Genomic DNA, 24858 nt, shown 5'->3' on the forward strand with positions numbered 1-24858 from the left:
TTTGCAGCTTTGCAGCGAGAGGCAAAGGTATGCGCGCTTGATGAAAAAATGAAACTAGAATGACTGAACTTGAGAAACTTCACGCTTGTTGCAGGCAGGTTTTTGCACGCTTTTTCTTAGCCTGTAATTGGCAATGTGTGCACCTACAACAATAAAAGAGGCAATGACGGTAATTAGCACTTCACCGTGCTCGCCTAATACTTCGTGACCTAGCCCTGCCCATTCAACAAGTAAAGGGCTGCTGAGCAATACAAGACCCAAGGTGCCAGCTGCTGCTACCCATTTGTTTTTGTGGTGACCGTAGCCCAAGAAAAGGGCGGTAGCGCCAATAGGCAATACGAAAAACAGCAAGATTTGATGGAAAGTCTCGTCATTCAGTATGGTTACACTGGCTAACGAGGGTAGAGCAATAATTAACATGGGCGTTAATAAGCAGTGTATTACGCAAAGCGACGAAAGCAGCATAGCGAGCTTATCTGAAATGAACTGCACTTTTGGCATTATGCTTCCTTGAGTAATCGAATTCATAGTGATTCCAAGAGTTACGAAGGTGCACGTTGCAGGCGCACCTTAGCTTAAAAAGAGTTGCTTAGTTGTTTAATGTTAACGATGGTTGGCTGGGGCTTATCTCAAGCGCGCCTTGCCCATTGTTGGTCACCCAAATGGCATTTACGTGCTGCAAGCTAGGCCAAAGGCTGAACCCCTTCATTTCCACATTTTTTAAAGGGCTCTGACAGCTAAGTAAATAAGCCACACGAAAGTCTGAATGCGTGTTGTGATGCTCACCGTCTTCGTGTTCACTTTCATGCTCGTCATGCTCGTCATGCTCGTCATGCTCGTCATGCTCGTCATGCTCGTCATGCTCGTCATGCTCGTCATGCTCGCTCTGTTCATTTGACCAAGGGCTTTCAAGCGTAGTATCAATGACATTACACGAGCTGCTAAGGTCAAAAATATCGTTAAATTGAAGCAAGGTATGCTGGGTGTCGGTTAAACGCTTTTTCTCACTCGCCGTGGAGGGGGCATATTCAAAACCCAGAACATCTGCTGCTGGAAGCTGTAAAACAAATTGCCAATCTTTCCCAGCTTGTAGAATTTGCAGCTTGCCTTCACCGTGAGCATGAGGAGCAGCCTGTACCGCGCCCATTCCTGCAAAGGCCAGCGTTAAAGCCGAAGAAATTCTCATTGCTTTTTTAGATTTTTCCCACGTAACAGAAATGATATTCATTTTTACCTCTTGCGCCATCGTTACAATATAACATACCATAAAAGCATTCCTGATACATTATCACATTACACAAAATTTCAGAGGTTCAAATAATGAAACTGTCTCGATTGGCATTAGGCTTATCGCTGTTAATGCCTGCGTCGCTATTAGCGCAAACCATTTCTGGCACAGTAACCAATGCTGCTGGAAAGCCTGTTGCCAATGCAACGGTTGAAATTGAATCGCTAAAGCGTGTGACCAGCACTAACGAGCTGGGTGAGTTCATTTTTTCAGATGTAAAAGACGGCGACTACTCGCTGCATATTTTCGCGCCGGGCTTTGCCCATTTGCATGAAGACACACGAGCGCAATCTGACGCTGCCAACAAAGAGACGTTTGTGCTAGCGCGCAGCGCGATTGAGGTGGTAGACGTACTTGCCACGCCAATGCATATGTCGGTCATGGAGTCGGCAACGCCGGTAAGCGTATTGACGGGTGAAACCTTACGTCGTCAGCAGGCGGCCACGTTAGGCGATACGTTAGAAACGCTGCCAGGTGTTCAAACAAACTTTCACGGTAATGTGGCAAGTACCCCAGTAATTCGTGGTTTGAGCGGCCCGCGTGTATTAATTACGCAAAACGGTTTAGACGTCAGTGACGTATCTCGAGTAGGCCCTGACCATGCGGTTGCAAGTGAAGCGTCTACAGCGACACAAATTGAGGTGTTACGCGGTCCTGCGACCCTGTTTTTTGGCAGCGGCGCAATTGGTGGTGTGGTTAATGTGGTAGACCAGCGTGTACCTACATCTGCAGAAACCCGTGGCGAATTCTTACTAGAAACACAAACGGTAAACGACCAAAAATTAGGTACGTTTAACGTCACTACCGGTGTTGATAACTTTGCGTTTTACGCTGATGGTTTTTACCGTGACGCTAATGATTATGAAACGCCTGTAGCGCCAGATATTGACGATCCAGATGGCGAGCGCGTTGTTGAAAACAGCAACGAAGAGTCTAGTGGATTTACGTTTGGTACCAGCTATCTTTTTGAGCAAGGTTACGTGGGTATCTCGGTTGAGCAGTTTGACCGTGAATACGGCATTCCCGGTCACAGCCATGGCGGTGTGTCATCAGTTTTTGCAGACCTTGAACAAACCAAATACCAGCTTTTAGGTGAATACAATTTCCAAAACCGCTTTCTTCAAAGCGTTCACTTTAGAGCAGGGTCTACAGACTACGAGCATGCTGAAATTGAAGGTGGTTTCACGGGCACAACATTTAGCAACCAAACCGACGAGGTTCGCGTAGAGCTTCTGCATACGCCGATAGCTGGCTGGCACGGTGGCTTAAGCCTGCACTACAAAGGAAGTGACGTGTTTGCGCAGGGTGAAGAAGCGTTCACACCGCCTTCTGAAATGGAAATGTTTGCTTTAGCACTTATGGAAGAGCGTCACTTTGGCGATTTGCTTATTCAATTAGGCGCAAGAGCTGAACGTGTAACCCTTGATGCAGCCAGTGTTTTACTTCCTGACTTAGATGCACACGAACATGACGATGAAGAGCATGAAGGTGAAGAGCATGAAGGCGAAGAGCACGATCATGGCGATGAACACGACCATGACCACGGTGGAGGTGAGTTCATTCGACAGTTTGATGTTGAGCAAGAGTTTACGCCTGTATCTTTATCTGCTGGCGCGGTGTACACCATCAATGAAAGCTACAATGTAGGTGTGTCGTTGTCGCGCTCAGAGCGTGCGCCATCAGCTTCTGAACTACTGTCATTCGGCCCGCATATTGGGACGCGAACTTATGAAATAGGTGCGCTTTTCGACCTTTCTAATGACGGCGAATTCGTACTTTCTCAAACCCCAATCGACTTAGAAACTGCGAACAACATTGACCTTACTTTCAGAAAAACACAGGGTGACGTTGGCTTTGTATTCAACGCGTTCTACAACCAAGTAGACAACTATTATTTCCAAGACGGTACGGGACTATTCGCTGAAAGCGGGCACGATCACGACCACGGCGATGAACATTCGGGCGAGCACGGTGGCGACGGTCATGATGAACACAGCGATGAACTGCCGGTTTATCTATTCAGTTCGGCCGACGCCATTTTACACGGTTTTGAAGTTCAAGTTGCATGGCAAACCACTGACAACCTTAAGCTTGATTTCTTTGCAGACTATGTAAAAGCGCGCCTTAAAGATGGTGGTGCGCTTCCGCGTACATCGCCAATGCGAGTTGGCTCTCACGTTCAATACACCTTAGACCGTCTTCGCGCCGATCTGGATATTACGTACTTCGCCAAACAAGATGATATCTCATCGTTCGAAACTGAAACCGACGGTTACACCCTCGTTGACGCCAGCATTACCTACGATATTCCAATGGGAGACATTGATTTGTCGGTGTACCTAAGCGGTGAAAACCTGACGGACCAAGAAGCGCGCGTTCACACTTCATTCTTAAAAGACATTGCACCACGCCCGGGTAGAAACTTTGCCTTTGGTGTACGTGGTTATTTCTAAGTTTAACTTATTGATAAAAAACGAATTATAAAAAGGGATACAAAAATGAAAAATAGGCTAGTTCTTACTGCCATCGCAAGTGCACTAATTCTTGCCGGTTGTGGCGACGCAGAAACTAACATTGTTGAGCTGGACCCAATTGAGGCACCGGATGATGATCATGACCACGATCACGGCGATGATCATGACCATGACTCAGAATTTGAAATTGAAAGCGAAGGCCGACTAGTCGTCTCAGATGCAGCGTCGAACACGCTAACGGTGTTCGACCTTGACGACAACAGCGTACTTGATACCTTCACCACTACTTTTGATGGAAGTAGTGTAAGCGCATCAGCAGACTATCGTTTTGCTGTTATCAACAGCCGTTCGAATGGTTTAACGGAGTTCCTTGATGGTGGCTTATGGCGTGAAGACCACGTTGAACACTTACACGATTATGAAGAAGCACCCAGTTTCTCTGACTTTACGCTAGAAGGTAGCCAGCCTACTCACGTAGTTGCTCATGACGGCCAGCTAGCAGTTTTCTATGACGGCAACGCAGACACCAGTATGCCAGCTGGAGTGAAGGTAGTTACTGACATGCAAATTGCCAGTGAAACTAGCGACGTTCCAACCTTAGAATTCACCGTTAATATGCACGGTGTAGCTGAACCTCGCGGTGATATGCTAATTAGCAGCGTTCGTCGTGATGACGCAGAAACCCGTTCTAGCAATCCTATTTTACCCGACAGCGTAGCGGTGTTTCACTGGCACGACGGTGAATACGAAGAAGAGCAGCGTTTCGATGGTGAGTGTGCCAGTTTACACGGTGCAGCGCAAAACGAGCTAGCCGTTGCGTTCGGTTGTAGCGACGGTGTACTTATTTTAAATGAGGTTGATGAAGTCTTCACCAGCTCATTTGTTGAAAATATCGAAGGTCTGAACGACCTGCGCATTGGTACAATGTATGGTCATGAGCACTCAGAAGCGTTTATCGGTATTGCGTCGCATCATGGCGGTGGCAGCGCAATTCTAGCGAATGTGTCGCCAATCACTAGCACAATGAGTGTAATTGACTGGCAACCTGCGGCCGACGCTCACGCTGTTTCTTACGGTTTTTCTATGGGCGGTGAGTATTTTGCCATTTTAGATGACAAAGGCTTTGTAACGTTACTTGAAGAGCATGAGGAAGAAGGCGATGCTCACTGGGAATTCGCTCACAAAATTGATGTCGCTAGCGCGAACGCAGAAAACCTTGCTGACGGTCAGTCTTTCAGCATGTCAGCGTCACAGCATGAGGAAGTACTTTTTGTTGTAGACCCGGTTGCGCAAGCAATTTTAGCGGTAGACCTTGAAAGTGAAACTACTGAAACATTGCTAGAGCTTGATTTCGAACCTGCGAGAGCCGTGTGGTTGGGTATTGCTGAAGCACATGAGCATGAAGATCACGTCCATTAAAAGCGAATGGGTTATACAGTGAAAAAAGAGCAGGCATCGCCTGCTCTTTTTGTTTTAAGCGCACCTATTTAGGCAGTGGGATGAACTCTCTATCGTCTCCTGGAATGGTGGGGAACAGGCCCTTTTCCCAACGCTTTTCCGCTTCTTCAATTTTTTCGCGAGAATACGCTAAGAAATTCCAACGCAGAATAGGTTGTTTTGCCATTTTCTCGCCGCCCAAAAGAAAATAGCGGCTATTTTCTATGGTTTCTACTTCGCTTTCGTCATCAAGAAGGACAAACTCGCCAGCGCTAAAGATTTCGTCACCAAGTTTTACCTTGCCAGAAATTACGTAACAAGCCGTTTGAGAGTCGCCACAGGGGCGCTCAATCACAGCGCCCTCTTCTGTTATCACGTCTAAGTAAAACATGTGAGAGTATGTCTTTACTGGTGATGTATAGCCGTAAGCTTCACCCGCAATTAACCGCATCAGTACTTTTTCACGATGAATATAGGGAAGTTTGGCTTTATTAACATGGATAAAGCTTGGCTCCATGTCTGCCTTATCTTCGGGAAGCGCTATCCAGCACTGCAAACCGTTTAGCACATGGTCACTGCCTCGGGTTTCTATGGTTTCCCGTTCCGAGTGAACAATCCCTTTGCCGGCCGTCATCCAGTTTACGTCGCCGGGTTGTATTTCCTGAATTGTCCCAAGACTATCGCGATGCAACATGCTGCCTTCCATCAAATAGCTGATTGTGGCAAGCCCTATGTGCGGATGAGGGCGCACATTAATACCAGTACCTGCTGGAAAGTGTGCAGGCCCCATGTGGTCAACAAATACAAAGGGGCCAATGCTCCTAGCATCGACATGGGGAATAATGCGACTTACTGAGAAACCGCCTAAATCTTTTTTGTGAGATGAAATTCGTTTTGCCATGATGTTTCTCAATTAACGTTGATGGGTGAAGTTAACCGGTGACCACGCAGGTTCGGCAGACGCCGTTGGTTTGGCGAATTTGGGGTACTGTTTTTGGTCAGCAAAGACAACGTTACCATCTACCACCGTTAGCTGTGACTGCGTGTTTAACAATGCTTCTTCACTTACCGTTAAGATGTCATGGTTAAGAATAGCAAAGTCAGCATAAAACCCGGGCTTTAATTGACCCTTTAACTGTTCCTCACCAGATAGTGCTGCGCTGCCCTGGGTGAACAGTTTAAGTACTGTCAGCCTATCTAGCTTACTTGCTTTTAAATCAAAGCCACCAACCGTTTTGCCACTCACCGCCCAATAAAAGGTTGCCCAAGGGTTAAAACTAGAAACGCGAGTGCCGTCTGTGCCTAAGCCCACTGTTATCCCCTTATCAAGCATTTGTTTTATAGGAGGCGTGCGTTTGGCTTGTTCTGCGCCATATCGCTCAACGAAGTCTTCACCGGCAAAGGCCATGCGACCTTGCACCGCAATCGAGCCGCCTAAAGCTTTAATGCGCGAAAGATTTTCATCAGAAACTGTCTCGGCGTGGTCGATAATCCAGCGTACGCTATCAACAGGCTGTGTTGTATGAATGTGTTCAAGCACATTTAATATACGGGTTATAGATTGATTATAAGTGGCATGGAGTCTAAACGGCCACTGCTGCAATAAATGAAGCCTAATCACCTCTTCTAATGCATCTTCTGCTTCACTCGGCAATTCAGGTCGCGGTGCACGAAAGTTTTCATAGTCTGACGCTTTATAAGTAAGTAGCTCGCCACCGCCTTCAATCACATAGCCATTGTCTAAGTGAATATGCTGGTTTTGATTTGCTTCGTACTTGCTCATCCACGTTGCAAAACTCACCATTTCTTTATTGGGAACTTGCGGGAACAGGTAGTTGGAAACACGTATAGGAAGCTCCCCGCGCGTTGCGAGAGTTTCACTTGCCGCATAATCTTCAGGAAAGGTGTGGCCACCACCACCTGCGTCAACCACGCTGGTAACACCTAGGCTAAGTAATTTGCGATAAAACTGTCGACTGGAGTTTAACTGCTCACTTGCGCTTAACTGAGGCAGCGCGGCAATGGTTTTATACAAAATCATTGGGTTTGGTTGAGCAAGTAAAACACCTGTGGGGTTGCCGTTAGCATCTCGCTCTATCACACTTCCGTCAGGTGCTTGGGTGTCTTTGTCTATTCCCAGTACTTCAAGCCCTTTCTTATTCAATACGCTGCTTGAATATAAGTGAAGTACAAAAATAGGCGTATCAGGCGCGATGTCGGTGAGTTCTTGTGGCGTGGGCAAGCGCTTCTCTTCAAATTGATAGGGGCTGAAACCACCGATGACTCTTACCCATTGCCCCTTGGGCGTGCGTTTTGCTTGAGCTTCAAGCATGGCCAAACCTTCTTTTAGGCTTTTTAAACCTTCCCAGCGGGTTTCTAAATTATAGAAGCGGCCGCCACGGGTTACGTGCATATGCGAATCGTTAATACCAGCGATGAGCCGCTGTCCTTCTGCATCGATTACTTGAGTGGCACTATCTGCGTCTGCTAGCAGCTGTTGGGCATCTTGAGAGAAGGCGCTAAATTTGCCGTTTTCTACACTAAGCGCCGTATAGGTTTGGCCGCTCGAATTTGTGATTTTTGCATTTACAACGACTAGGTCTGGGGCAGCCATTGCCTGGCTAGCGCCAAACAATAAGGCAACAATCGAAAAACGTGACAATAATGAATTCATGAGATAGCTCCTAGTTATTACTTCCTTGGCTAGTGGTTTGCTTAACCCGCTGGGCTGCAAAATAAGTGGCTAGGGCGTCAATGTCGTCATCGCTAAGCCCTGATGCATTGGGGCGCATAATGCTGGCCATACCGCCTTTTCTGTTGCCATCGCGATAAGCTTTAAGTGCGTAAACAAGGTATTTTTTGTTTTGACCGGCCAAGTTAGGATTACTTTCAATGCTGGCAATGCCCGTTTCACCGTGACACCCCATACAGTATTGTGAAAGTGTTTGGCCTTTTTCGTATTGCGCGCTATCAATATTAGCGCTAACGCTGAAAGAAAGTGTTGCGATATGAAGCGCAGTCAATGGCGCTACAAGTGGGTGTAAAGCTCTCATGTTGAACTCCTCATGCAGTAACGGTGTTAGAGCGACAGGCCACGTTGACCCGTCGCGTCAAAGGCTATTGGCCTTCTTTGGCGTTAAACATTTCGGTTGCATAGATAAGGCCTAGGCCGTATCCCCCTGCATGTTCTTTTGCGATGTTTGTCACGTCTACATAGCTTTCAGTGCGAGCCCAATCACGTTGAAGTTCTAAAAGGTATTGCAACCAAGTAATTGGTTGGGCACCTGCCTGAATCATGCGTTGTACCGCCATGTCGTGCGCTTCTTTAGATACTCCGCCTGATGCGTCGGTAACAAAGTACACTTCATAGCCTTCTTCAATGGCAGACAGCACCGGCCCTACACCACATACTTCTGTCCAAAGTGCAGCAATAACAATTTTATTCTTCTTAAACTTTTTAACTTTGTCGGTAACTCGCTTATCTTCCCACGTGTTCATTGTAGTGCGGTCTATAGGCGTTTGCTCTGGAAATACTGCTTTTAGTTCAGGGAAAAGCGGGCCGCTGAATGACTTTTCAGCTACGGTTGTCAGAATAGTGGGTACGTTAAACGCCTTTGCAGATTTTGCTAGACCTGTAACGTTGTTGCGCACGTCTTCGATGGAATGAGAACGTGTCGCAAATGCCATTTGAGGCTGGTGATCAATAAGAATGACTGTGTGGTTGTCAGGGGTTAGAAGGCTCTTGGCTGGCTCACCTGCATGCACAGATGGAACAAGTAGGGTTAAGCCAGTAACAAGTGCTGCCATTGATTTTTTAATATTGAACATCGTGATTTCCTCTTGAATTAAGTTTGTCGTGAGTACTTCGTAAACCTCAAGGTAAATCTTATGTTCGTTTTTGTTAATTTAATATGCGTAATATTCCAGCTTATTGTTCTATATTTTAGAATTAATTAAGGTTAGAAATACTAGGCGAAATCTAGTAGATCAGTACCGAAGAAGTTATCGATGACGCAACGCCATTCACCAGTCGCACCTCTTTGCATAACATACACGGCACGCTTGCCCTCGCAGGGTAAAGCGTTAGGCGTTGCTTTGGGAACAAGGTAAAGCTTGGCAACCACTAGCGCTACGTCGCCGGCTTGAATAACTCGTTCGTCACCTGTCGTTACAAAATGGTCAGGCATAAATTTCTTTTGAAATTTAAGTAATGCGTTAACACAGTCACGCTGAGAAGCATGGTCTTTAGTAACCTGATCTTGTGTTGAACTGTGCATAGGGGTAGCGATCACTTTTGCATCGCTAGCATAACATTGGGCTAAAGCGTCTTGATCGCCCCGGTTTACTGCGTCATGCAACTGTTGTAACACGTGAGATATTGGATTGTTCATGGCTGTCGTTCCGTTATTTTTACCGCAAGACGAGCCAATAAAAAACCCGCCTTTGCGGCGGGTTTAGTGAATTCTATTTACGCACTAGCTAACCCGCCCATTCTTTAGAATAGCGAGAATAATAATCAGCGCTGACGCTGAATAAGCAGTATGAATCAGGCTGTTTTTAAGCATAGCGTTTAGAAACATAGTGCTGCTAATGAGTGTTTGATAACTTGAGTATCCTGCGCACCAATAACAAAGTCAATGGGTTTTTCGGGGAATATATATACGTAATTTTGCTTGGGGTAAGTAAAGGTTCATGCTTCGAAAATGGTGATGCGAATTACCGAACCCTGCTTTAAGCATTCGTAGATATCTTTGTCAGTAAAGCCGCTGTTGTAAAGAATTTGCTTGGCTACGAGCTTGGCGTCTTTTGTACTTTGTTCGTCACTAATTATGCGCAGGGCTTTGTTTAAATAGTTTATTGAAGGCATGATGTTCGACTCGTAGTTCAGTGCGTTTTTTAAACGATAAAAAGTGCTGAACCGATCAGCGGTGCGCCTTCTCTTAAATGGCAGACTACAATTAACAAAAAAACGGGCATGAAAATGCCCGTTTTTTAGAAAGCAGCTTTATAGCTGCGAATAATATTTAGCCGTTGAACGATTTGTTGTACTGTTTAGCAAATTTGCTAAGTGTCATACCGTTACACTGAATTTCAGATAGTGACGCTGTTGAAGATAGGCGTTCTGTAGTTTCTTGAAACTTAGTATTTGACGTTGCAGCGGCAATACAAATTTTAGTCTCTGTAGATTCATTGCTAGAAGCAAATTTTGCATTAATTATTTTATTAGAAGCGTCGTCAACTTTGTATTCACGAACGAAGTCAGCAATTGGCTTATCGTTACAAAGCACTTCGCTTTTGCTTACAGTGTGAAGCGCGTTTTGGCGAAGCGCTTGTTCTACACTTGTACCTGGTTCAATTGCAGCTAAGCAAGCTTTTGTAACAGCAGAGTTGTTGCTTGGTTCGAATTCAAAAGCGTTTGCAGTAGGTAGCAAAGTAGTAAGTGCAAGAACAGGTAGTAGGGCTTTAAGCATGACAATTCCTAAAAGAGTTAATTAATCAAATATTAGTCAAATTTTGCGTGCATTTTAGCCAGTGAAACCAATTGTTCAATTGAGTATTATTGCTTTTTCGGATAAGTTTTTCTAATGTTTTAAAGCTGTTTTTTATTTGTTTTAAAGGTGTAAATTTATGCTGTTTTTCGATGAGTTAATTGCGCAAGGGGTGTTGTCTGACTCTGCAATAATTATGCTAGTGACAGCCTCTTTTTTTACATCGTTATTAACCGCCACATTGGGTATTGGTGGTGGCGTTTTATTGCTAGCGCTTATGGCTGGGTTGCTACCCGTTGAGGCACTTATTCCAGTGCACGGGCTTGTACAGCTGGGCTCTAACGGAAACCGCGCCCTTATGACGGCAAAGTATATTGACTGGACAATGTTAAGGTGGTTTTCCATTGGAGCGGTTTTAGGTGCCGTTCTCGCGTCTTTCATTGTTATTCAGTTACCGCTTGTTTTTATTCAATTTGCAGTGGCAGCATTCATTTTGTTCCTAGTGTGGGGTGGTAAGCCTAAAGCGCAGGAAATGAAACCCGCAGGTAGAACATTGGCTGGCTTAGTGACTACGTTAGTGTCTATGTTCGTGGGTGCCACAGGTCCACTGGTTGCTGCGTTTGTGCATAGAAATAACTACAGCAAAATGCAAATAACCGGTACTTTCGCCAGTTGCATGACACTGCAACATGGCCTTAAGGCTTTTGTTTTCACTTTTGTCGGCTTCTCGTTCGCGCAGTGGGCAGGGTTTATCATTATTATGATAGCCAGTGGAGCCTTGGGTACTTTCTTCGGTTTAAAAGTATTGAAGCGCGTACCTGCTGAAAAGTTTATGCTGGCGTTTAAAATTGTGGTGACACTGTTGGCTTTGCGCCTGCTATGGCAGGCGCTTTCTAGTTTGTTGTAGTTTACATTACTGAGCGTAAGCCAATTAGAACCGATAGCTCAGCGATAAATGCCACTCTCGTCCTGCTGCAGGTACTCGCTCACCCACTTCTACACCGGTATTCATTACGCGATTAACCCCTGCAGTATGCGGTGCATACTGCTTGTCGAAAAGGTTGTGAATAGTCGCGGTAATTTGAAGGTTTGATTGCGTGTTATCTAACAGTGTTAGAAACCCCGTAAGGTGTAAAAGCCCATAGCCAGACGTGGTTCGCTCATTTTGTAACGCCGATACATGGTTTTGTGCGCCAGTTAACTCAGATGTTACTTGCAAAGCAAATGGGGTATTCATAACGTGAGTATCCCACTGAATGGTGGTGATCAGCTGCTCGGGGGCAATACGGAATAATGCGTCATCAATATCATCACGATTGCCATGCTGAATACTGGCCACAGCGTTAACGCTTAAGTTGTCGCGTAATTGCCCCGTTAGGGTAAGGTCGGCGCCTTTAATAATGGCATCTGTATTAGTCCATTGAAATGGTGTTGTGCCTGCCATCATATTTGACACCCTATTTGCTGCCATATTTGTACTGGGCGAACCTGTAATGAAGTCTTCAATATCCTGATAAAACAAGCGAGGCGAGATAGACCAACCTTTTACAACGTAATCTACGCCCACGTCAATTTGACGTGCAGTTTCGTTGTCTAAATCAAGGTTGCCGATGTAGTTGAATCCATCTGCCATGCCGCCAGATATACCAAGAGGTAACCATGTATAGCGTTCAAAATAGGTTGGTGCACGATTTTTTTGAGATACTCCAAACACAATGTCAGTATGGTCATTAACGTGAAAACGGGTGGTAGCCGCAACGTCTAACATATTGTAGGTTTCATCACGCTGCGTTGTATTGAAGTTGTTTACCAGTGTTGCTATTGCTGGGTTCATCATGACCATATTAGAGCCAGCTAGGCCGCTATCCATATTTACACGGGTATATCGCGCCCCAATTGTTGATGAATATGCATCTTTTTCTAACTCCCACTCTGCATATACACTGGCGGTGTTTCGCTCTACATTGGTAAAGTTGTCAACGAAGAACATGGCGTTGTTTGGGTTAGTAATCGTGGAGTTATTGCGGCTTTGATGCCAATAAGCCCCTATTTTTAGGTCGCCGTTCCAATAAGGCATGGTATAGGTCGCGTCCATTCCCTGAGCGATCGAGTCGGCATTATTCTCCCTCGCCATGGCTGGCGACATAGCGCTGCGTTGAGAAAAGTTATCCATGGCGTGCTGATTACTGTTGCCAAACCAGCTAAAAGTTAGGTATTCGCTTTCGCTTACATTGTAACGATAGCCTAAGCGATACCACGCTGCATCAATGAAACCAATGTCCATTGCCAAGGCAGGCGTGCCGCTTTCGTTGGTATTAAGCTGTTGATAGTTGATATCAAGTTGATGATTTCCCCACTGATAACCGGCTCTGAACTTGCCACCGTTTCTTTGATAGTGGCTGTTAGGGATCAACGCATTATTACCTGATTCGCGCTCATCGCGCTGTTGGTGAGTAAATGCGCCGCTAATGAACGCGTTCTCGCCCTTGTATAGCACATTGCCCTGATACTGCTGACCACTACCGGGGGAAACAATGCTGGCGTTTACACCACCAATAAAACTGCGGCTTAAGTTAAACAGCGTAGAGGCATCGGAAGAGATGCGAAGCTTACCACCTAAGGTTTGTACCCCGGCGCTTACGGGTACAATGCCGCGATAGAGTGTTGCCGTAAGACCGGGCTCGGGGAGTACGTGAGATAGCGGCGAGTCCATGGCATTTGGCCCTGCTCCGGCAATATCAACCCCATCAATGTTTACGGCAACTCTGTCGCCAAACAATCCGCGATACTGAATTAACCCGGTGACTGGGCCGTTTCGAGCAATGGAAACGCCAGGTAGTTTGGCCAGCTGATCGCCAAAATCTGCATCTATATTGGTGGCAGCACTCACAGTTTCTTGCTCTATTTCTTGCATACTATGAGTAAGTGGTGAGCCAATTACCGTAATCACTTCTGTAGAAGCGTTATCGTTTACCTTTGATGTATTTATTTCGGATGTTCTTGCCAGTACGTGTGTAGGCACACTGGCAGCAATGATCGCCAGTGCAATTAAAGAATGCTTCATAACAATTCCATTTAAAAAACGAGTGTAGTGCGCTGTAAAAAACAGGCACGTGTAATGTGTTTTTAAAAAATGTTATGCGTGAGGTGGTGCCCGACTTAGTGGCGCCGCATAGGCGAAGTCTGTAAAAGGTTTTGCCGCAAGGCGTGCGACGAGTGCGCGATACCGCATAAAGGACAGAATCGGCAGTGCAGTATTTAACGCGTGATCGAACTGAGGAAGGTCTGCCAGCGTACCGTTAGTACAGTCAATAGACTGCGCTGGGGCTTTAATTAGTTCAGGGCTAACAAAAACGAATTTACCTTCAAGCTCGGTAGCGCTTAGCGATATGTAGCGCATGGTTTTGCCCGTACAAATAAGCTCGATGTCTTCACCCACAAGTGTACGTGCTTGCTGCATGGAATGTGCTGCAAGGCCAAGTGCTAATGCATTTTGCAGTAGCATACAAAGGCAAATTGTGAGCGTTACTAGGCGTGTTGTCGACATGCTTATTTATTTTGTTAGCGCCTTTTCATAATAGCCTACTGTTGAGCCGAATATCTACCTAGCGGTTTCTATTTACTATTTTTCATCGCTGCTAACCTTGGCCTTTTTTAGTTTCCTAAAAAGCGTTCGCGTGCTTATGCCCAGCGCATCAGCAAGCTGTTGAGTATCGCCGGTAAAATCCGCATACACCTTTTTAAGGTATTCACTCTCCAAGTCATCTAACGACATAACTCGGTTGAAGCGTTCACTACTTTTGTGAGAATTAGCACTTTCAGGCGTGTCTAGCTCAGGTAAATCCGATGCATAAATGGTCGCTTCATCAGACAGTAAAATAGCCTGATCGACAATGTTTCTCAGTTCACGAATGTTACCCGGGAACGCGTAGTTGTTTAGCTTTTCTAACGCGGTTTTATGAAACCGCTTTTTCTGCGTTGATAACGCCAAAAAGTGCGCTGCTATTAGCGCAATATCTGACTGTCTTTCTCTTAGCGGGGGCAGAGCGATAGGGAAGCCGGCAATGCGGTAGTAAAGATCTTGTCTAAATTCACCTTTTTCAACCATGCGTTTTAAGTCTTTATGCGACGCACATACCAAGCGGAAATTGGCCTTTTTGGTTACTACACTTCCCACGGGGCGATAGGTTTGTGTTTCAAACAGTCGCAGTAATTTCACCTGCGTTGAAAGCGGTATATCACCCACTTCATCGAAAAATAGCGTGCCGCCCTCGGCGGCTTCAACAAGACCTTTTTTGCTCGCTGTTGCGCCTGTGAATGCGCCCTTTTCATAGCCAAATAGCTCGCTTTCAAGAAGGGTGTCTGACAACCCCGTGCATTCAATAACTACAAATGGCTTGTTAGCGCGATGACTGCTTGAGTGAAGGGCTTGTGAAACCAATTCTTTTCCCGTGCCTGTTTCACCAAACAGCAGCACTGAAATGTCTGAGTTGGCAGCGCGATTTATTTTGTTAAGCATTTTTTTAAACGCGTCAGATTCGCCAACCATTTTTCCAGCCGAAGGTCTGTTTGACGCAAACGACAGTTTATCCAAAACTTCTAAATACCCAAGTAATTCCCCAGCACTGCCGTAAATTGGGCGCATTAATATGTCGCAGTAGCTTTGGCCTTCGCTGGTGGTATGCACATGTACTACGCTGGCAGCCCTTCCCGTTTTTTTACTTTCTTGCATTGGGCAATGCTCACCACACTGATCGCAGGGTTTATTATTGCGATGAGAAACGTAGTGGCAGGTACTGTAGCCAAGTTTTATGTCTACCGGATAGGTGTTTTTGTAAGGCGCGTTAACCGCTTCAATAACATAGTTTGGGTTAATGAAAATTGCGGGTTTGTCTATCGCATCTATCATTGCTTGTACGATGGATATATTCATAACATCAGCCCAATATTAGGTAGTTCTAATTTAATGGTGACAACTTATCATATTGGCATAAAGCTTGTTCACTGTTTGAGACAAATGACAATACATCAAATAAAGCTAGCCTCGTAAAGGAGGGGATAAAATGAAACAAAGCGCTCTATCAGTGACGTTAAGCTTGGCATTAGTTTGCACTACTCTTGCTGCTCAACCTGCCGTTAACGCTAGTAATGTCAATGAAGGTAGCTCTAGTGCCAAGCATGTTGAAGGAACCATCAGCGATAAAATGGTGACGCAAGCAAAAGTGAAAGAGGCACGCATGCACGCAAAAGCCCTTGGCGGGGCATTAAAAGCAAAGCTACAGCAAGCCATTCAATCAGGTGGGTTAGAAGCAGGGGTAAACGAATGCCAGATAGCAGCAGGCCCTATAGCAGAAACGCTAAGCCAGAATGGGTGGACAGTAGGACGCACTGCCTTAAAAGTGAGAAACCCTGACAATGCGCCAGATAGCTGGGAGCGTGAGCAGTTGGTTTTGTTTTCACAGCTTTTAAGTACCGAAACGCAAGACAATGCTAACCCCAAAAGGCCAATAGAAACTTATCAATACAATAGTGAAAGCGGCGAATTTAGGTACATGATGGCTATTGAACAGGGTCAAGTTTGTATGGCTTGCCACGGAGGCAGTATTACGCCATCGGTAAAACAGACCATTCTTAAACACTATCCTAACGACCAAGCGACAGGGTTTGAGCTAGGCGATTTACGTGGGGCATTTACGCTGTCATATACGCCCAAATCTTCCCTTTGAAAACGCTTTTCTCTCCGCGCTATACGTTTTCTATTAGTGTCATTTTTGTCACTAACGTGACAAAAATGGCATCTGATTCACCTTTAATCGTTGCGTTGGATCAATAATCCTCTTCTTCTCTCATGGAATAATTTATCTGCACAGTACGAAATACCGCTTTTCATTGGCGTGCGCGCTTATAACGTCACATTACCGATGAATGGCGCAAACCGTGCTCATGCCTTGCGAAATATTCATGTGTTCTTCACTGAATTAAAACGATTTTTTCTGCTAAGCGCTTAGCGCGCACACGAAATACAAGGGAGATAACCCATGAGCGATATGTTAATTGAACTATCGCGGTGGCAATTTGCATTAACTGCAATGTTCCACTTTATATTTGTACCTCTAACTTTGGGGCTTAGCTTTTTACTTGCCATTATGGAGTCGGTTTACGTAATGACAGGTAAAGAAATTTACAAGCAAATGACCCAGTTTTGGGGAAAGCTGTTTGGAATTAACTTTGCCATTGGCGTAGCGACAGGCTTAACCATGGAATTCCAGTTTGGTATGAACTGGTCTTACTATTCGCATTACGTTGGCGACATTTTCGGTGCGCCGCTGGCTATCGAAGGGTTAATGGCTTTCTTCTTAGAATCTACCTTTGTGGGTTTGTTCTTCTTCGGCTGGGACAAAATGTCGAAAGTGAAGCACCTTATGACCACATGGCTAGTGGCGATTGGCTCTAACTTTTCTGCGCTGTGGATATTAATTGCCAATGGCTGGATGCAATACCCGGTAGGAGCTGAATTTAATTTTGAAGCCATGCGCATGGAAATGACCAGCTTCGCTGAGGTTATCTTTAACCCCGTAGCACAGGTTAAGTTTGTTCACACTGTGTCAGCGGGTTATGTCACAGGCGCAATGTTTGTGCTTGCCATTTCAAGCTACTACTTACTTAACCATAAGCATATTGCTTTTGCACGTCGCTCATTCGCCATTGCGGCTAGTTTTGGCTTGGCATCAACACTGTCAGTAATTGTGCTAGGTGATGAAAGTGGTTATGAGCTTGGTGATGTGCAAAAAGTGAAACTAGCGGCGGTTGAGGCCGAGTACGAAACGCACCCTGCGCCTGCGCCATTTACCGTTTTCGGGCTACCGAATGATGAAAAGCAGGAAACGGAATACGCCCTTCAAATACCTTGGGCAATGGGCATCATTGCTACGCGTTCACTTACAGAGGAAGTGAAGGGAATAAAGGACTTAAAAGAAGAAAATCGCGAGCGCATTTTAAGCGGTATTAAAGCGTATGAAGTGCTTGATGAGGTAAGAAACGGTACTGCAACTGCCGAGCAGCGCGCCGCATTTGATTCCCATAAAGACAGCTTAGGCTATGCCATGCTGTTAGAACCGTTCACTGAAAACGTTTCAAACCCGACTGAGGCCGCTCTTCAACAAGCCGTGGACTACAGCATTCCATCGGTTGCCCCACTATTTTGGAGCTTCCGTTTAATGGTTGCGGCTGGCTTCATCATGCTTGCCCTATTCTTATGTGCTTTTTATTACAGCACCAAACACAAAATTACCAAACCTCGTTGGCTACTTAAAAGCGCGCTTTACGGGCTGCCACTACCTTGGATTGCCTGTGAAGCAGGGTGGTTTGTTGCTGAATACGGCCGCCAGCCATGGTCAATTGCCGAAGTACTTCCGGTACATACGTCGGTGTCTAACCTTGCCGTAAGCGATGTAGTTATAACGCTGGTAGCGTACAGCGCTTTCTACACGGTTATGTTCATTATTGGTTTCTACTTAATGAAGAAATTTGCCAAAAAAGGCCCTGTTCCGCCTAGCGATGAACAGCCTGAAACCGAGTTTGATCTTATTGACCTTGACGAGCAAGGAGCAAAAGCATGATTGATTATGAACTACTAAGAGTGATTTGGTGGTGCTTGGTTGGCGTTTTGTTAATTGGCTTCGCTGTGACTGACGGTTTTGATTTAGGGGTAGGTGCACTGCTTACGCTTATTGGTAAAAACGACAAAGAGCGCCGCGTAATGATAAATACGGTAGGGCCGCACTGGGACGGTAACCAAGTTTGGTTTATCACCGCGGGTGGCGCTATCTTTGCGGCGTGGCCAATGATTTATGCCACAGCGTTCTCGGGCTTCTACCTTGCATTAGCCCTTACTCTTATTGCACTTTGGATGCGCCCAATTGGCTTTGATTATCGCAGTAAACTGCCAAACCCTCAGTGGCGAAAAGCGTGGGATTGGGCATTGTTTGCAGGTGGCATTATACCCGCGCTTATTTTTGGCGTGGCATTTGGCAATTTGTTGCTCGGCGTACCCTTTGAACTGGATAGCACGCTTAAATCAACTTACACCGGCTCGTTCTTTGGTCTTTTAACGCCTTTTGCTTTGGTGGCAGGGCTGTTGTCTGTGGCTATGTTGTTAAATCACGGCGCAACGTGGCTACAAATGAAAACCGACGGCTTTATTGAAGTTCGCGCTCGCGCAGTATCGGTAGTACTCAGCTTAGTTGGCGTTACGCTATTCGTTTTTGCAGGCCTTTGGGTAGCATTTGGGCTTGATGGCTTTGTGATTACATCGTCAGTCGACACCATTGCTACGTCTAACCCGCTTAAGAAAGAGGTCGCGATAGAAGCGGGGGCGTGGATGAATAACTACAGCAAATACCCACTAATGGCGTTAGCGCCGATATTGGGCGTTGTAGCTGGCCTAGCCTGTTCTTTCTTTTCAAAGAAAGGCAACGCGGGAATGGCGTTTGTTTCAAGTGCATTATTTATTGCTGGCGTAATTTTAACTGCGGGCTTTTCAATGTTCCCGTTCTTAATGCCAAGCGTCACCATGCCCGAGGCGAGCCTAACGGTTTGGGATGCAACGTCTAGCCACATGACACTGAACGTGATGTTTATTGTTGCCTGTATCTTTGTGCCTATTGTGCTTAGCTACACCGCCTACAGCTTTTACGTTATGCGCGGCAGAATTAAGAACGAAGATCTCGACCAATCTCACACCATTTATTAAGGAGAAAACTATGTGGTATTTCGCGTGGATTTTAGGCGTATTACTGGCTTGTTCCTTCGGCATTATTAATGCCATGTGGTTGGAGTCGACAGAAAATATGGATAGACCCGAAGAGCTGGAATGACCTAGGAGGCGGGCTGGCAGCAAGAACACGCCGTAAACCCATCCATGGGGGCTCCGCAGCGGCATCCGTGCCGCTGAGGGTTCTTGCAGCTAGCCCTTCGGCAAAGCGAAAAGGTGAGAAAGGGATTTTGCCTTTTAAGTGATTCGAGATAAGAGTTTAAAAACGTGAGTACAGAAAAAGTTCCCAACCGGCAAACGCTTAGCGCGTGGTGCAATAAGATTGATAAGGCGCAGTCGCTTGGCTTGCGTACATCACTTATGGCGCAGGTCTTAGTTAAGTGTTTGTCGCTTTTTTCTTTGATAATCGGCTTTTACTTTTTTTCGCATATCGCTCATAACTGGGTTGTGAATAAGGTGCCTGCCACGCAACAAGACCTAATAGGTCTTTCTGTTTGCTTGGCACTTTGTTGGTTGTTGCAGGGCGTTTTTAATGCGCTGTCTAGCAAGGCCAAAGTTAATGTGCTCAACAAGCTTGAGCAGCATTTACAGCAGGTTTTTATAACGCGCCAGCATGCGCTTGTACGCCAGCATTCTGTGTATTATTGGCAAACATTGTGGCTACAGCATTTACAGGCCTTTACCGACTGGGCTCTTGAATACCGCGTACAGCAAACCATTGCTGTACTGGTGCCATTACTTGCTTTAGCCGTTATTTTCTACGTAAACCCTGTTATTGGGTTTGGGGTGCTTGTTACGTTACCCGTAGTGCCGCTTTTTATGGTGATTGTAGGTAAAGGCGCGGCAGCGCTTCATCGCAAGCATTTTATTGCCCTTGAACGGTTAGGAAGTTTATTTACCGACCGACTAACGGCACTGCCCATGTTGGCTAATTATCAGGCTCATCAAAAGCAAACTGCGTTACTTAAAGAAGCCAGCGAGAACTTGAATACTCGCACTATGAAAGTGGTAAGCGTGGCGTTTTTATCTAATAGCGTACTCGATTTTTTTGCAACGCTTGCTGTTGCATTAATCGCTGTTTTTATCGGCTTTTCTTTGCTAGGAGAATTAAACATTGGTCCGCCAATAACGCTGCAGCAAGGCTTGTGGATTCTGCTTACCGTGCCCTTGCTCCTTAGTGAAATGAAAAAGCTGGGTCAGGTTTATCATCAAAAAGCGCAGGCCGAAGCGGCGCAATGTGAGCTTGCGCCCTTGTTTAGTCAGCCTCTTCAAAACGATAAAGACAAATCTGCATCGCCTAGCTCAGCCCAATCTGAAAAGGATCCAGCTGACCCATTAGTCTTGTTAAATGCCGAAAACTTTGAAGTCTTCGACATAAATGCGCCGCACTCTCACCTTGCAACTAACAGCAGCCTGTCTTATGGCACGTCGTCTAATACCTTACTTTCTAGTAACGCTTTGAGTGCAGAAGCTTCATCGGCGCTGCTCAGCGCTGACTCTCTTAAACTGTCAAAAGGCGATAAGGTCTTGCTTAGCGGAAGCTCTGGGGCGGGCAAAACACTGTTGCTAGAGGCGCTGGCGGGTCAAAGGCCTGCCACACATAAACTTAATGAACGGGTCATTTGGATAACCCAGCACCCTGTGATCACACCAGGCTCCGTGCGTGAAAATTTATGCTTAAGCGAAACGTTTTCAGACCACGAGCTTTTAAAGGCAATTCAAGCCGTAGAGCTTGAATATTGGCTGTCGCTATTGCCACATGGGCTAGACACAGTGATGACAGACTATCCGCTGCTTTCAGGCGGTGAAGCGCAACGGCTATCGTTGGCGAGGGCATTATTACGTGACTGTGATACCTGGTTACTCGACGAGCCCACTGCCCATTTACCCGACGCACAGCACGCTAGGTTAGCACGCCTTATTCAGCATTTAGGAAAAGACAAAACCTTAGTTTGGGCTTCTCACAAAGCGCTCCCTGTAAACTGGTTTGATCAATTCTGGACGGTTGCTAGGAACAACTTTGCAAGCGATGCCGCACTAAGCGAAAGCGCTGATTGCCAACCCATGAGTGCCAAAGTAAACACCACCCGTTTTGCAACAAAATCAAAGTAAAAGGAGCAAGCGTTAAATGAATCGTAAACCGGCTTACCTTACCTTGCTGCTTGCATTACTTCACGGTGGGGCAGGAATAACCATTCTCGTTATTGCTTCATGGTTTATTGCGGTCAGTGCCATTGCACCCATTGGGTTTAACTATGTTATACCCGCGGTGGTTATTCGCGCGTTGGCGTTACTTCGTATTGCTTCTGGCTACGCCAGTATGTGGGTTGGTCACAACGACTTACTGGCGCGTATAGCTGGGGTTCGATTGCTTGTTTTTAGCCAACTCGAAAACAATCAAATAAGTGATAAAGCATTTACTACCGAAGCGTTATCTCAGCATACAGAAGAGCTTGCTAGCCGATGGGTTGCTTGGATAGCGCCGCTTTCCAGTGTTGTTTTTATATTTGCTAGCCTTTGTGGGGTTGCCATATGGCTTAACTTCCCGGGAGCTTCGTTTGTGATTGGCCTTTTTGCCATATGGTTAGGCGCGGTGGTGTTACAAGGGGTAGGCGCGTTAACCATTGCCAAGCGTGCGACACACCAAAACAAAGTGTTTCGCCAGCAAACAGCCGACTTCTTTAATAACAGTGCTATTTGGCATTTGGATAACGCGCTGCATGGTACTTTTAATCATGCGTCAAACGATATGAGTGCGCATGAAAAACAGCGTGTACCTAGTGCCGCTAAAGTATGGCATTACCAAATTGCGCAGAAACAAAAAGCGCAGCGTACGGCATGGTGGTTTCAAGGCGGGGCATTTGTTGCGGTTATAACCGTCATGTCGGGAGTATTTAGCCCGATTTCTGACCTTGTGTTTTTGCCTATTGCCATTGTAGTGCCCATGATATTACTGGCTTCACCTGACTGGGCCGGGGCAGCATTTCACAGCATTTCAAAGTTCGCGCAATATAAGCAAAGTGTGAGTGCGCTTAAAAAGCTTAAAACCACGCCTATTACTGTGGCTGGAAAAAAGGACGTTACCCAGTCACTAACACTATCAAAGTTCGGCGCTAATAGCCGGCGCATGAACCTTGTTAACGCAACACTTCCAGCTAAGGGAATTGTCTGTATTTGTGGGCCGTCAGGGTGTGGGAAATCATCTTTGCTACAGTCAATTGCTGGGTTGCTGCCTGCAACAGGGCAAAGAGTAATTGACGGCGTAAGCGTGCCTGAGGGGCTAATAACTAACTGGCGGTATGTTGAGCAAGAGCCCATTGTACTCTCTGGTAGTGTGGTAATGAACCTAAACCCTGCGGGTGCTAATATTGATCAAGATGAGATGTTTAGCTTACTGGATAAATTGGGGCTAAATGAGCTGTTACCACTGACGTCTTGGGTGGGCAAAGCGGGTAGAACGCTATCAGGCGGAGAGCGTAAGCGGCTGGCTTTGGCCCGCGCCTTATTGACCAGTACTAACACCAACGCCAACGTGCTACTTATTGATGAGCCTTTTGAAGGCTTAGATATACATACCCAGCAAAGGGTTTGTGAGGTGTTAAACAGTTATTCTACAAACAAGCTGGTACTTATTGCCTCTCATGTTACACCCAACGCGTTAAATGTGGTTTCTACCATACAGTTAGGAGAGGCAAGTATTCAAAGCGCTTCGAAAGAACTAGGCGCGGCATCTTTGCTATAAACCGCTGTATGTTGGTGTTGAAGCCACCGCCTACCGAAAATGAAGCTGCCGTTCATCGGAAATCAAGCTAAAGTGCAGCCTTAGCGTTTTGCACTCTGTTCAAAATCTGCCGTGATTTCTTCTAACGTTCTTCCCTTGGTTTCAGGGAAGAGCTTGGCCACTAAAATCAAGCTAAGTAGCGCAAAGCCGCCGTATATCGCGAAGGTGGCAGCAGCACCAAAATTCGCCAGTTCCCACGGAAAAATCACTTGTACCAAAAAGCTGGTAAGCGAATTCACCATACCAACTAACGAGATAGCTAATGCACGGGTTTGATTGGGAAAGATTTCAGCCAGCATGGCCCACATTACAGGGCCAAGAGACATAGCAAAGGATGCCACGAATGCAATAATACCAAATAGAACGAGCGTAGCATTCATGTTAATGCTGCTAGTAAGCAGCGACTGTTGATAGGCTTTGTATTCACTGGCTGAAAGCACATTTTGAAGCGCGTGTTTGAACGCTACGTCGGAATGGAAAGTTTCGCTAGTTAGCGGTAGCAGCTTACTTGCTGCGTTTGGAGACTCTTGTTGAATACTATTAACGGCAGACGGCTGAACTTGGTAAGTCGCTTGTTTAAATCCAATTGAGCAAATAGACATGCTGATCACTACGCCAGTCAACCCAATAAGTAGCAACGGCTTTCTGCCCCACTTATCAATGGTGAGCATAGCCACCACGGTGAACGCTACGTTAACCAAACCTATCCACACTGCCTGCATAAAGGCGGCGTTAGTGCCTACGCCACTTTGTTCAAATATGGTGGGCGCGTAGAAAAAGATAACGTTAATGCCCGTTATCTGCTGCGCCACCGCAATAATGAGACCTATCATTAAAGGAAAGCGCATGGCTTTAGCTTTCAAAAAGTGTAAGCGCTCTCGCAATGGCCAAGATTTTTCTTTAAGTGATGATGATATATCTTCTACTAGCGTTTGGGCTTGCGCTTTGTCGAATAAACGGTTTATGACTTGCTCAGCTTCGCTATGTTGGCCTTTTAGTACCAGCCATCGCGGGCTGCGAGGAATGGTGAAAAGCAAGCCAAACCAAAGCGCCGCGGGAATGGCTTCAAGACCCAGCATGTAACGCCATAATTGCGTATCTAAATGCCAGTCTATCACCCAAGTTTGCCCGCTGTTGCTTAGTTGAAGCAAGTAGTAGTTCGTGAAGTAAGACAGAGCAAAACCCAGCACAATATTAAGCTGATTCACCGACACCATTTTGCCTCTGTTTTCCGGCGCGCTTATTTCAGAGATATACAACGGAGCGATAATGAGTGAACAAAACGCAATGCCACCTATAAAACGTGAAAGCACTAAGGTTTCAAAGTTTGGCGCTAAAGCCGAGCCAATAGAGGAGAGTAAATAGAGAAATGCGACAAGGATCAGCGCTTTTCGCCTGCCGATAGCATCGCTTATGCCGCCAGCAAACAGCATTGCAATGAGCGCACCTAACGTGGGTGAACTTACGACAAAGCCCTGTTGCCAGTCGCTTAAATCGAACTCTATATCAATAAAGCCGTTTGCCCCTGCAATTACACTGGCATCGAAGCCAAAAATAAATCCTCCTAACGAGACAATTAGCGTGTAATACAAAGAGGGGGGCAGCGCTCTAATCAT

Annotated in this window: 22 protein-coding genes; 9 read left to right on the plus strand and 13 right to left on the minus strand. The window is 46.0% G+C overall.

Going from position 1 to position 24858, the window contains the following annotated elements; translation table 11 throughout:
* Positions 1 to 54: 54 nt before the first annotated feature.
* Together ACHUFN_RS10715 and ACHUFN_RS10720 are read right to left on the minus strand one after the other, a co-directional pair.
* Positions 55 to 528: a MerC domain-containing protein gene (locus tag ACHUFN_RS10715; RefSeq protein WP_394222371.1), complete on the minus strand. Its 474-nt coding sequence runs from the start codon at positions 526 to 528 to the stop codon at positions 55 to 57.
* 61 nt (positions 529 to 589) lie between these two features.
* A complete protein-coding gene (locus ACHUFN_RS10720) occupies positions 590 to 1228 on the minus strand; it encodes a ZrgA family zinc uptake protein (protein ID WP_394222372.1) in 639 nt (212 codons plus the stop codon).
* 92 nt (positions 1229 to 1320) lie between these two features.
* Here ACHUFN_RS10720 and ACHUFN_RS10725 point away from each other — a divergent pair, with 92 nt between their 5' ends.
* Entirely contained in the window at positions 1321 to 3741 is a 2421-nt protein-coding gene (locus ACHUFN_RS10725; RefSeq protein ID WP_394222373.1) for a TonB-dependent receptor, read from the plus strand.
* A gap of 45 nt (positions 3742 to 3786) precedes the next feature.
* Positions 3787 to 5181: a 5-methyltetrahydrofolate--homocysteine methyltransferase gene (locus ACHUFN_RS10730; RefSeq protein WP_394222374.1), complete on the plus strand. Its 1395-nt coding sequence runs from the start codon at positions 3787 to 3789 to the stop codon at positions 5179 to 5181.
* Positions 5182 to 5245: 64 nt separating this feature from the next.
* Here ACHUFN_RS10730 and ACHUFN_RS10735 read toward each other — a convergent pair whose 3' ends face one another.
* From ACHUFN_RS10735 to ACHUFN_RS10765, 7 genes are all read right to left on the minus strand, one after another.
* A complete protein-coding gene (locus ACHUFN_RS10735) occupies positions 5246 to 6100 on the minus strand; it encodes a pirin family protein (protein ID WP_394222375.1) in 855 nt (284 codons plus the stop codon).
* Positions 6101 to 6112: 12 nt separating this feature from the next.
* Positions 6113 to 7873, minus strand: coding sequence for an amidohydrolase (locus tag ACHUFN_RS10740; protein WP_394222376.1), 1761 nt, complete (start codon positions 7871 to 7873; stop codon positions 6113 to 6115).
* A gap of 10 nt (positions 7874 to 7883) precedes the next feature.
* Complete coding sequence (locus ACHUFN_RS10745; protein WP_394222377.1) at positions 7884 to 8252, minus strand: c-type cytochrome; 369 nt, start codon at positions 8250 to 8252, stop codon at positions 7884 to 7886.
* A 64-nt stretch (positions 8253 to 8316) separates the two neighbouring features.
* The gene (locus tag ACHUFN_RS10750) at positions 8317 to 9027 is read right to left on the minus strand and encodes a hydrolase (protein ID WP_394222378.1); all 711 of its coding nucleotides are present in this window, start codon (positions 9025 to 9027) and stop codon (positions 8317 to 8319) included.
* 140 nt (positions 9028 to 9167) lie between these two features.
* Positions 9168 to 9590: a YybH family protein gene (locus tag ACHUFN_RS10755; protein WP_394222379.1), complete on the minus strand. Its 423-nt coding sequence runs from the start codon at positions 9588 to 9590 to the stop codon at positions 9168 to 9170.
* 299 nt (positions 9591 to 9889) lie between these two features.
* Positions 9890 to 10066: a hypothetical protein gene (locus ACHUFN_RS10760; protein ID WP_394222380.1), complete on the minus strand. Its 177-nt coding sequence runs from the start codon at positions 10064 to 10066 to the stop codon at positions 9890 to 9892.
* Positions 10067 to 10223: 157 nt separating this feature from the next.
* Positions 10224 to 10670: a hypothetical protein gene (locus tag ACHUFN_RS10765; protein ID WP_394222381.1), complete on the minus strand. Its 447-nt coding sequence runs from the start codon at positions 10668 to 10670 to the stop codon at positions 10224 to 10226.
* Between the two features lie 157 nt (positions 10671 to 10827).
* Here ACHUFN_RS10765 and ACHUFN_RS10770 point away from each other — a divergent pair, with 157 nt between their 5' ends.
* Positions 10828 to 11595, plus strand: coding sequence for a sulfite exporter TauE/SafE family protein (locus ACHUFN_RS10770; protein WP_394222382.1), 768 nt, complete (start codon positions 10828 to 10830; stop codon positions 11593 to 11595).
* A 24-nt stretch (positions 11596 to 11619) separates the two neighbouring features.
* Here the strand turns inward: ACHUFN_RS10770 and ACHUFN_RS10775 are convergent, their stop codons facing one another.
* The 3 genes from ACHUFN_RS10775 to ACHUFN_RS10785 form a co-directional block, all read right to left on the minus strand.
* Entirely contained in the window at positions 11620 to 13752 is a 2133-nt protein-coding gene (locus tag ACHUFN_RS10775) for a TonB-dependent receptor plug domain-containing protein (protein WP_394222383.1), read from the minus strand.
* 72 nt (positions 13753 to 13824) lie between these two features.
* Positions 13825 to 14235: a hypothetical protein gene (locus tag ACHUFN_RS10780; protein ID WP_394222384.1), complete on the minus strand. Its 411-nt coding sequence runs from the start codon at positions 14233 to 14235 to the stop codon at positions 13825 to 13827.
* Positions 14236 to 14310: 75 nt separating this feature from the next.
* Complete coding sequence (locus ACHUFN_RS10785) at positions 14311 to 15597, minus strand: sigma-54 interaction domain-containing protein (protein ID WP_394222489.1); 1287 nt, start codon at positions 15595 to 15597, stop codon at positions 14311 to 14313.
* Between the two features lie 154 nt (positions 15598 to 15751).
* On the opposite strand from ACHUFN_RS10785, the gene ACHUFN_RS10790 reads away from it, so the two are divergent.
* The 6 genes from ACHUFN_RS10790 (at position 15752) to ACHUFN_RS10815 (ending at position 23203) form a co-directional block, all read left to right on the plus strand.
* Positions 15752 to 16414 (plus strand): Tll0287-like domain-containing protein, encoded by a 663-nt coding sequence (locus tag ACHUFN_RS10790; protein ID WP_394222385.1) that lies wholly within the window; start codon positions 15752 to 15754, stop codon positions 16412 to 16414.
* Between the two features lie 312 nt (positions 16415 to 16726).
* Positions 16727 to 18307 carry a cytochrome ubiquinol oxidase subunit I gene (locus ACHUFN_RS10795; RefSeq protein ID WP_394222386.1) on the plus strand — a complete coding sequence of 527 codons (1581 nt, stop codon included), beginning with the start codon at positions 16727 to 16729 and terminating at the stop codon, positions 18305 to 18307.
* Positions 18304 to 19440 carry a cytochrome d ubiquinol oxidase subunit II gene (gene cydB / locus ACHUFN_RS10800; RefSeq protein WP_394222387.1) on the plus strand — a complete coding sequence of 379 codons (1137 nt, stop codon included), beginning with the start codon at positions 18304 to 18306 and terminating at the stop codon, positions 19438 to 19440. The genes ACHUFN_RS10795 and cydB overlap by 4 nt, the downstream gene beginning before the upstream one ends.
* A gap of 10 nt (positions 19441 to 19450) precedes the next feature.
* On the plus strand, positions 19451 to 19564 hold the full coding sequence (gene cydX, locus ACHUFN_RS10805; RefSeq protein ID WP_394222388.1) for a cytochrome bd-I oxidase subunit CydX: 114 nt from the start codon (positions 19451 to 19453) through the stop codon (positions 19562 to 19564).
* 164 nt (positions 19565 to 19728) lie between these two features.
* Positions 19729 to 21573, plus strand: a complete 1845-nt coding sequence (locus tag ACHUFN_RS10810; RefSeq protein ID WP_394222389.1) for an ABC transporter ATP-binding protein/permease — start codon at positions 19729 to 19731, stop codon at positions 21571 to 21573.
* 16 nt (positions 21574 to 21589) lie between these two features.
* Positions 21590 to 23203: an ATP-binding cassette domain-containing protein gene (locus ACHUFN_RS10815; RefSeq protein WP_394222390.1), complete on the plus strand. Its 1614-nt coding sequence runs from the start codon at positions 21590 to 21592 to the stop codon at positions 23201 to 23203.
* Between the two features lie 80 nt (positions 23204 to 23283).
* Here the strand turns inward: ACHUFN_RS10815 and ACHUFN_RS10820 are convergent, their stop codons facing one another.
* Positions 23284 to 24858, minus strand: a complete 1575-nt coding sequence (locus ACHUFN_RS10820; protein WP_394222391.1) for a sugar porter family MFS transporter — start codon at positions 24856 to 24858, stop codon at positions 23284 to 23286.

The sequence above is a fragment of the Alteromonas gracilis genome, assembly GCF_043642145.1.
Taxonomy (GTDB): Bacteria; Pseudomonadota; Gammaproteobacteria; order Enterobacterales; family Alteromonadaceae; genus Alteromonas; species Alteromonas gracilis_B.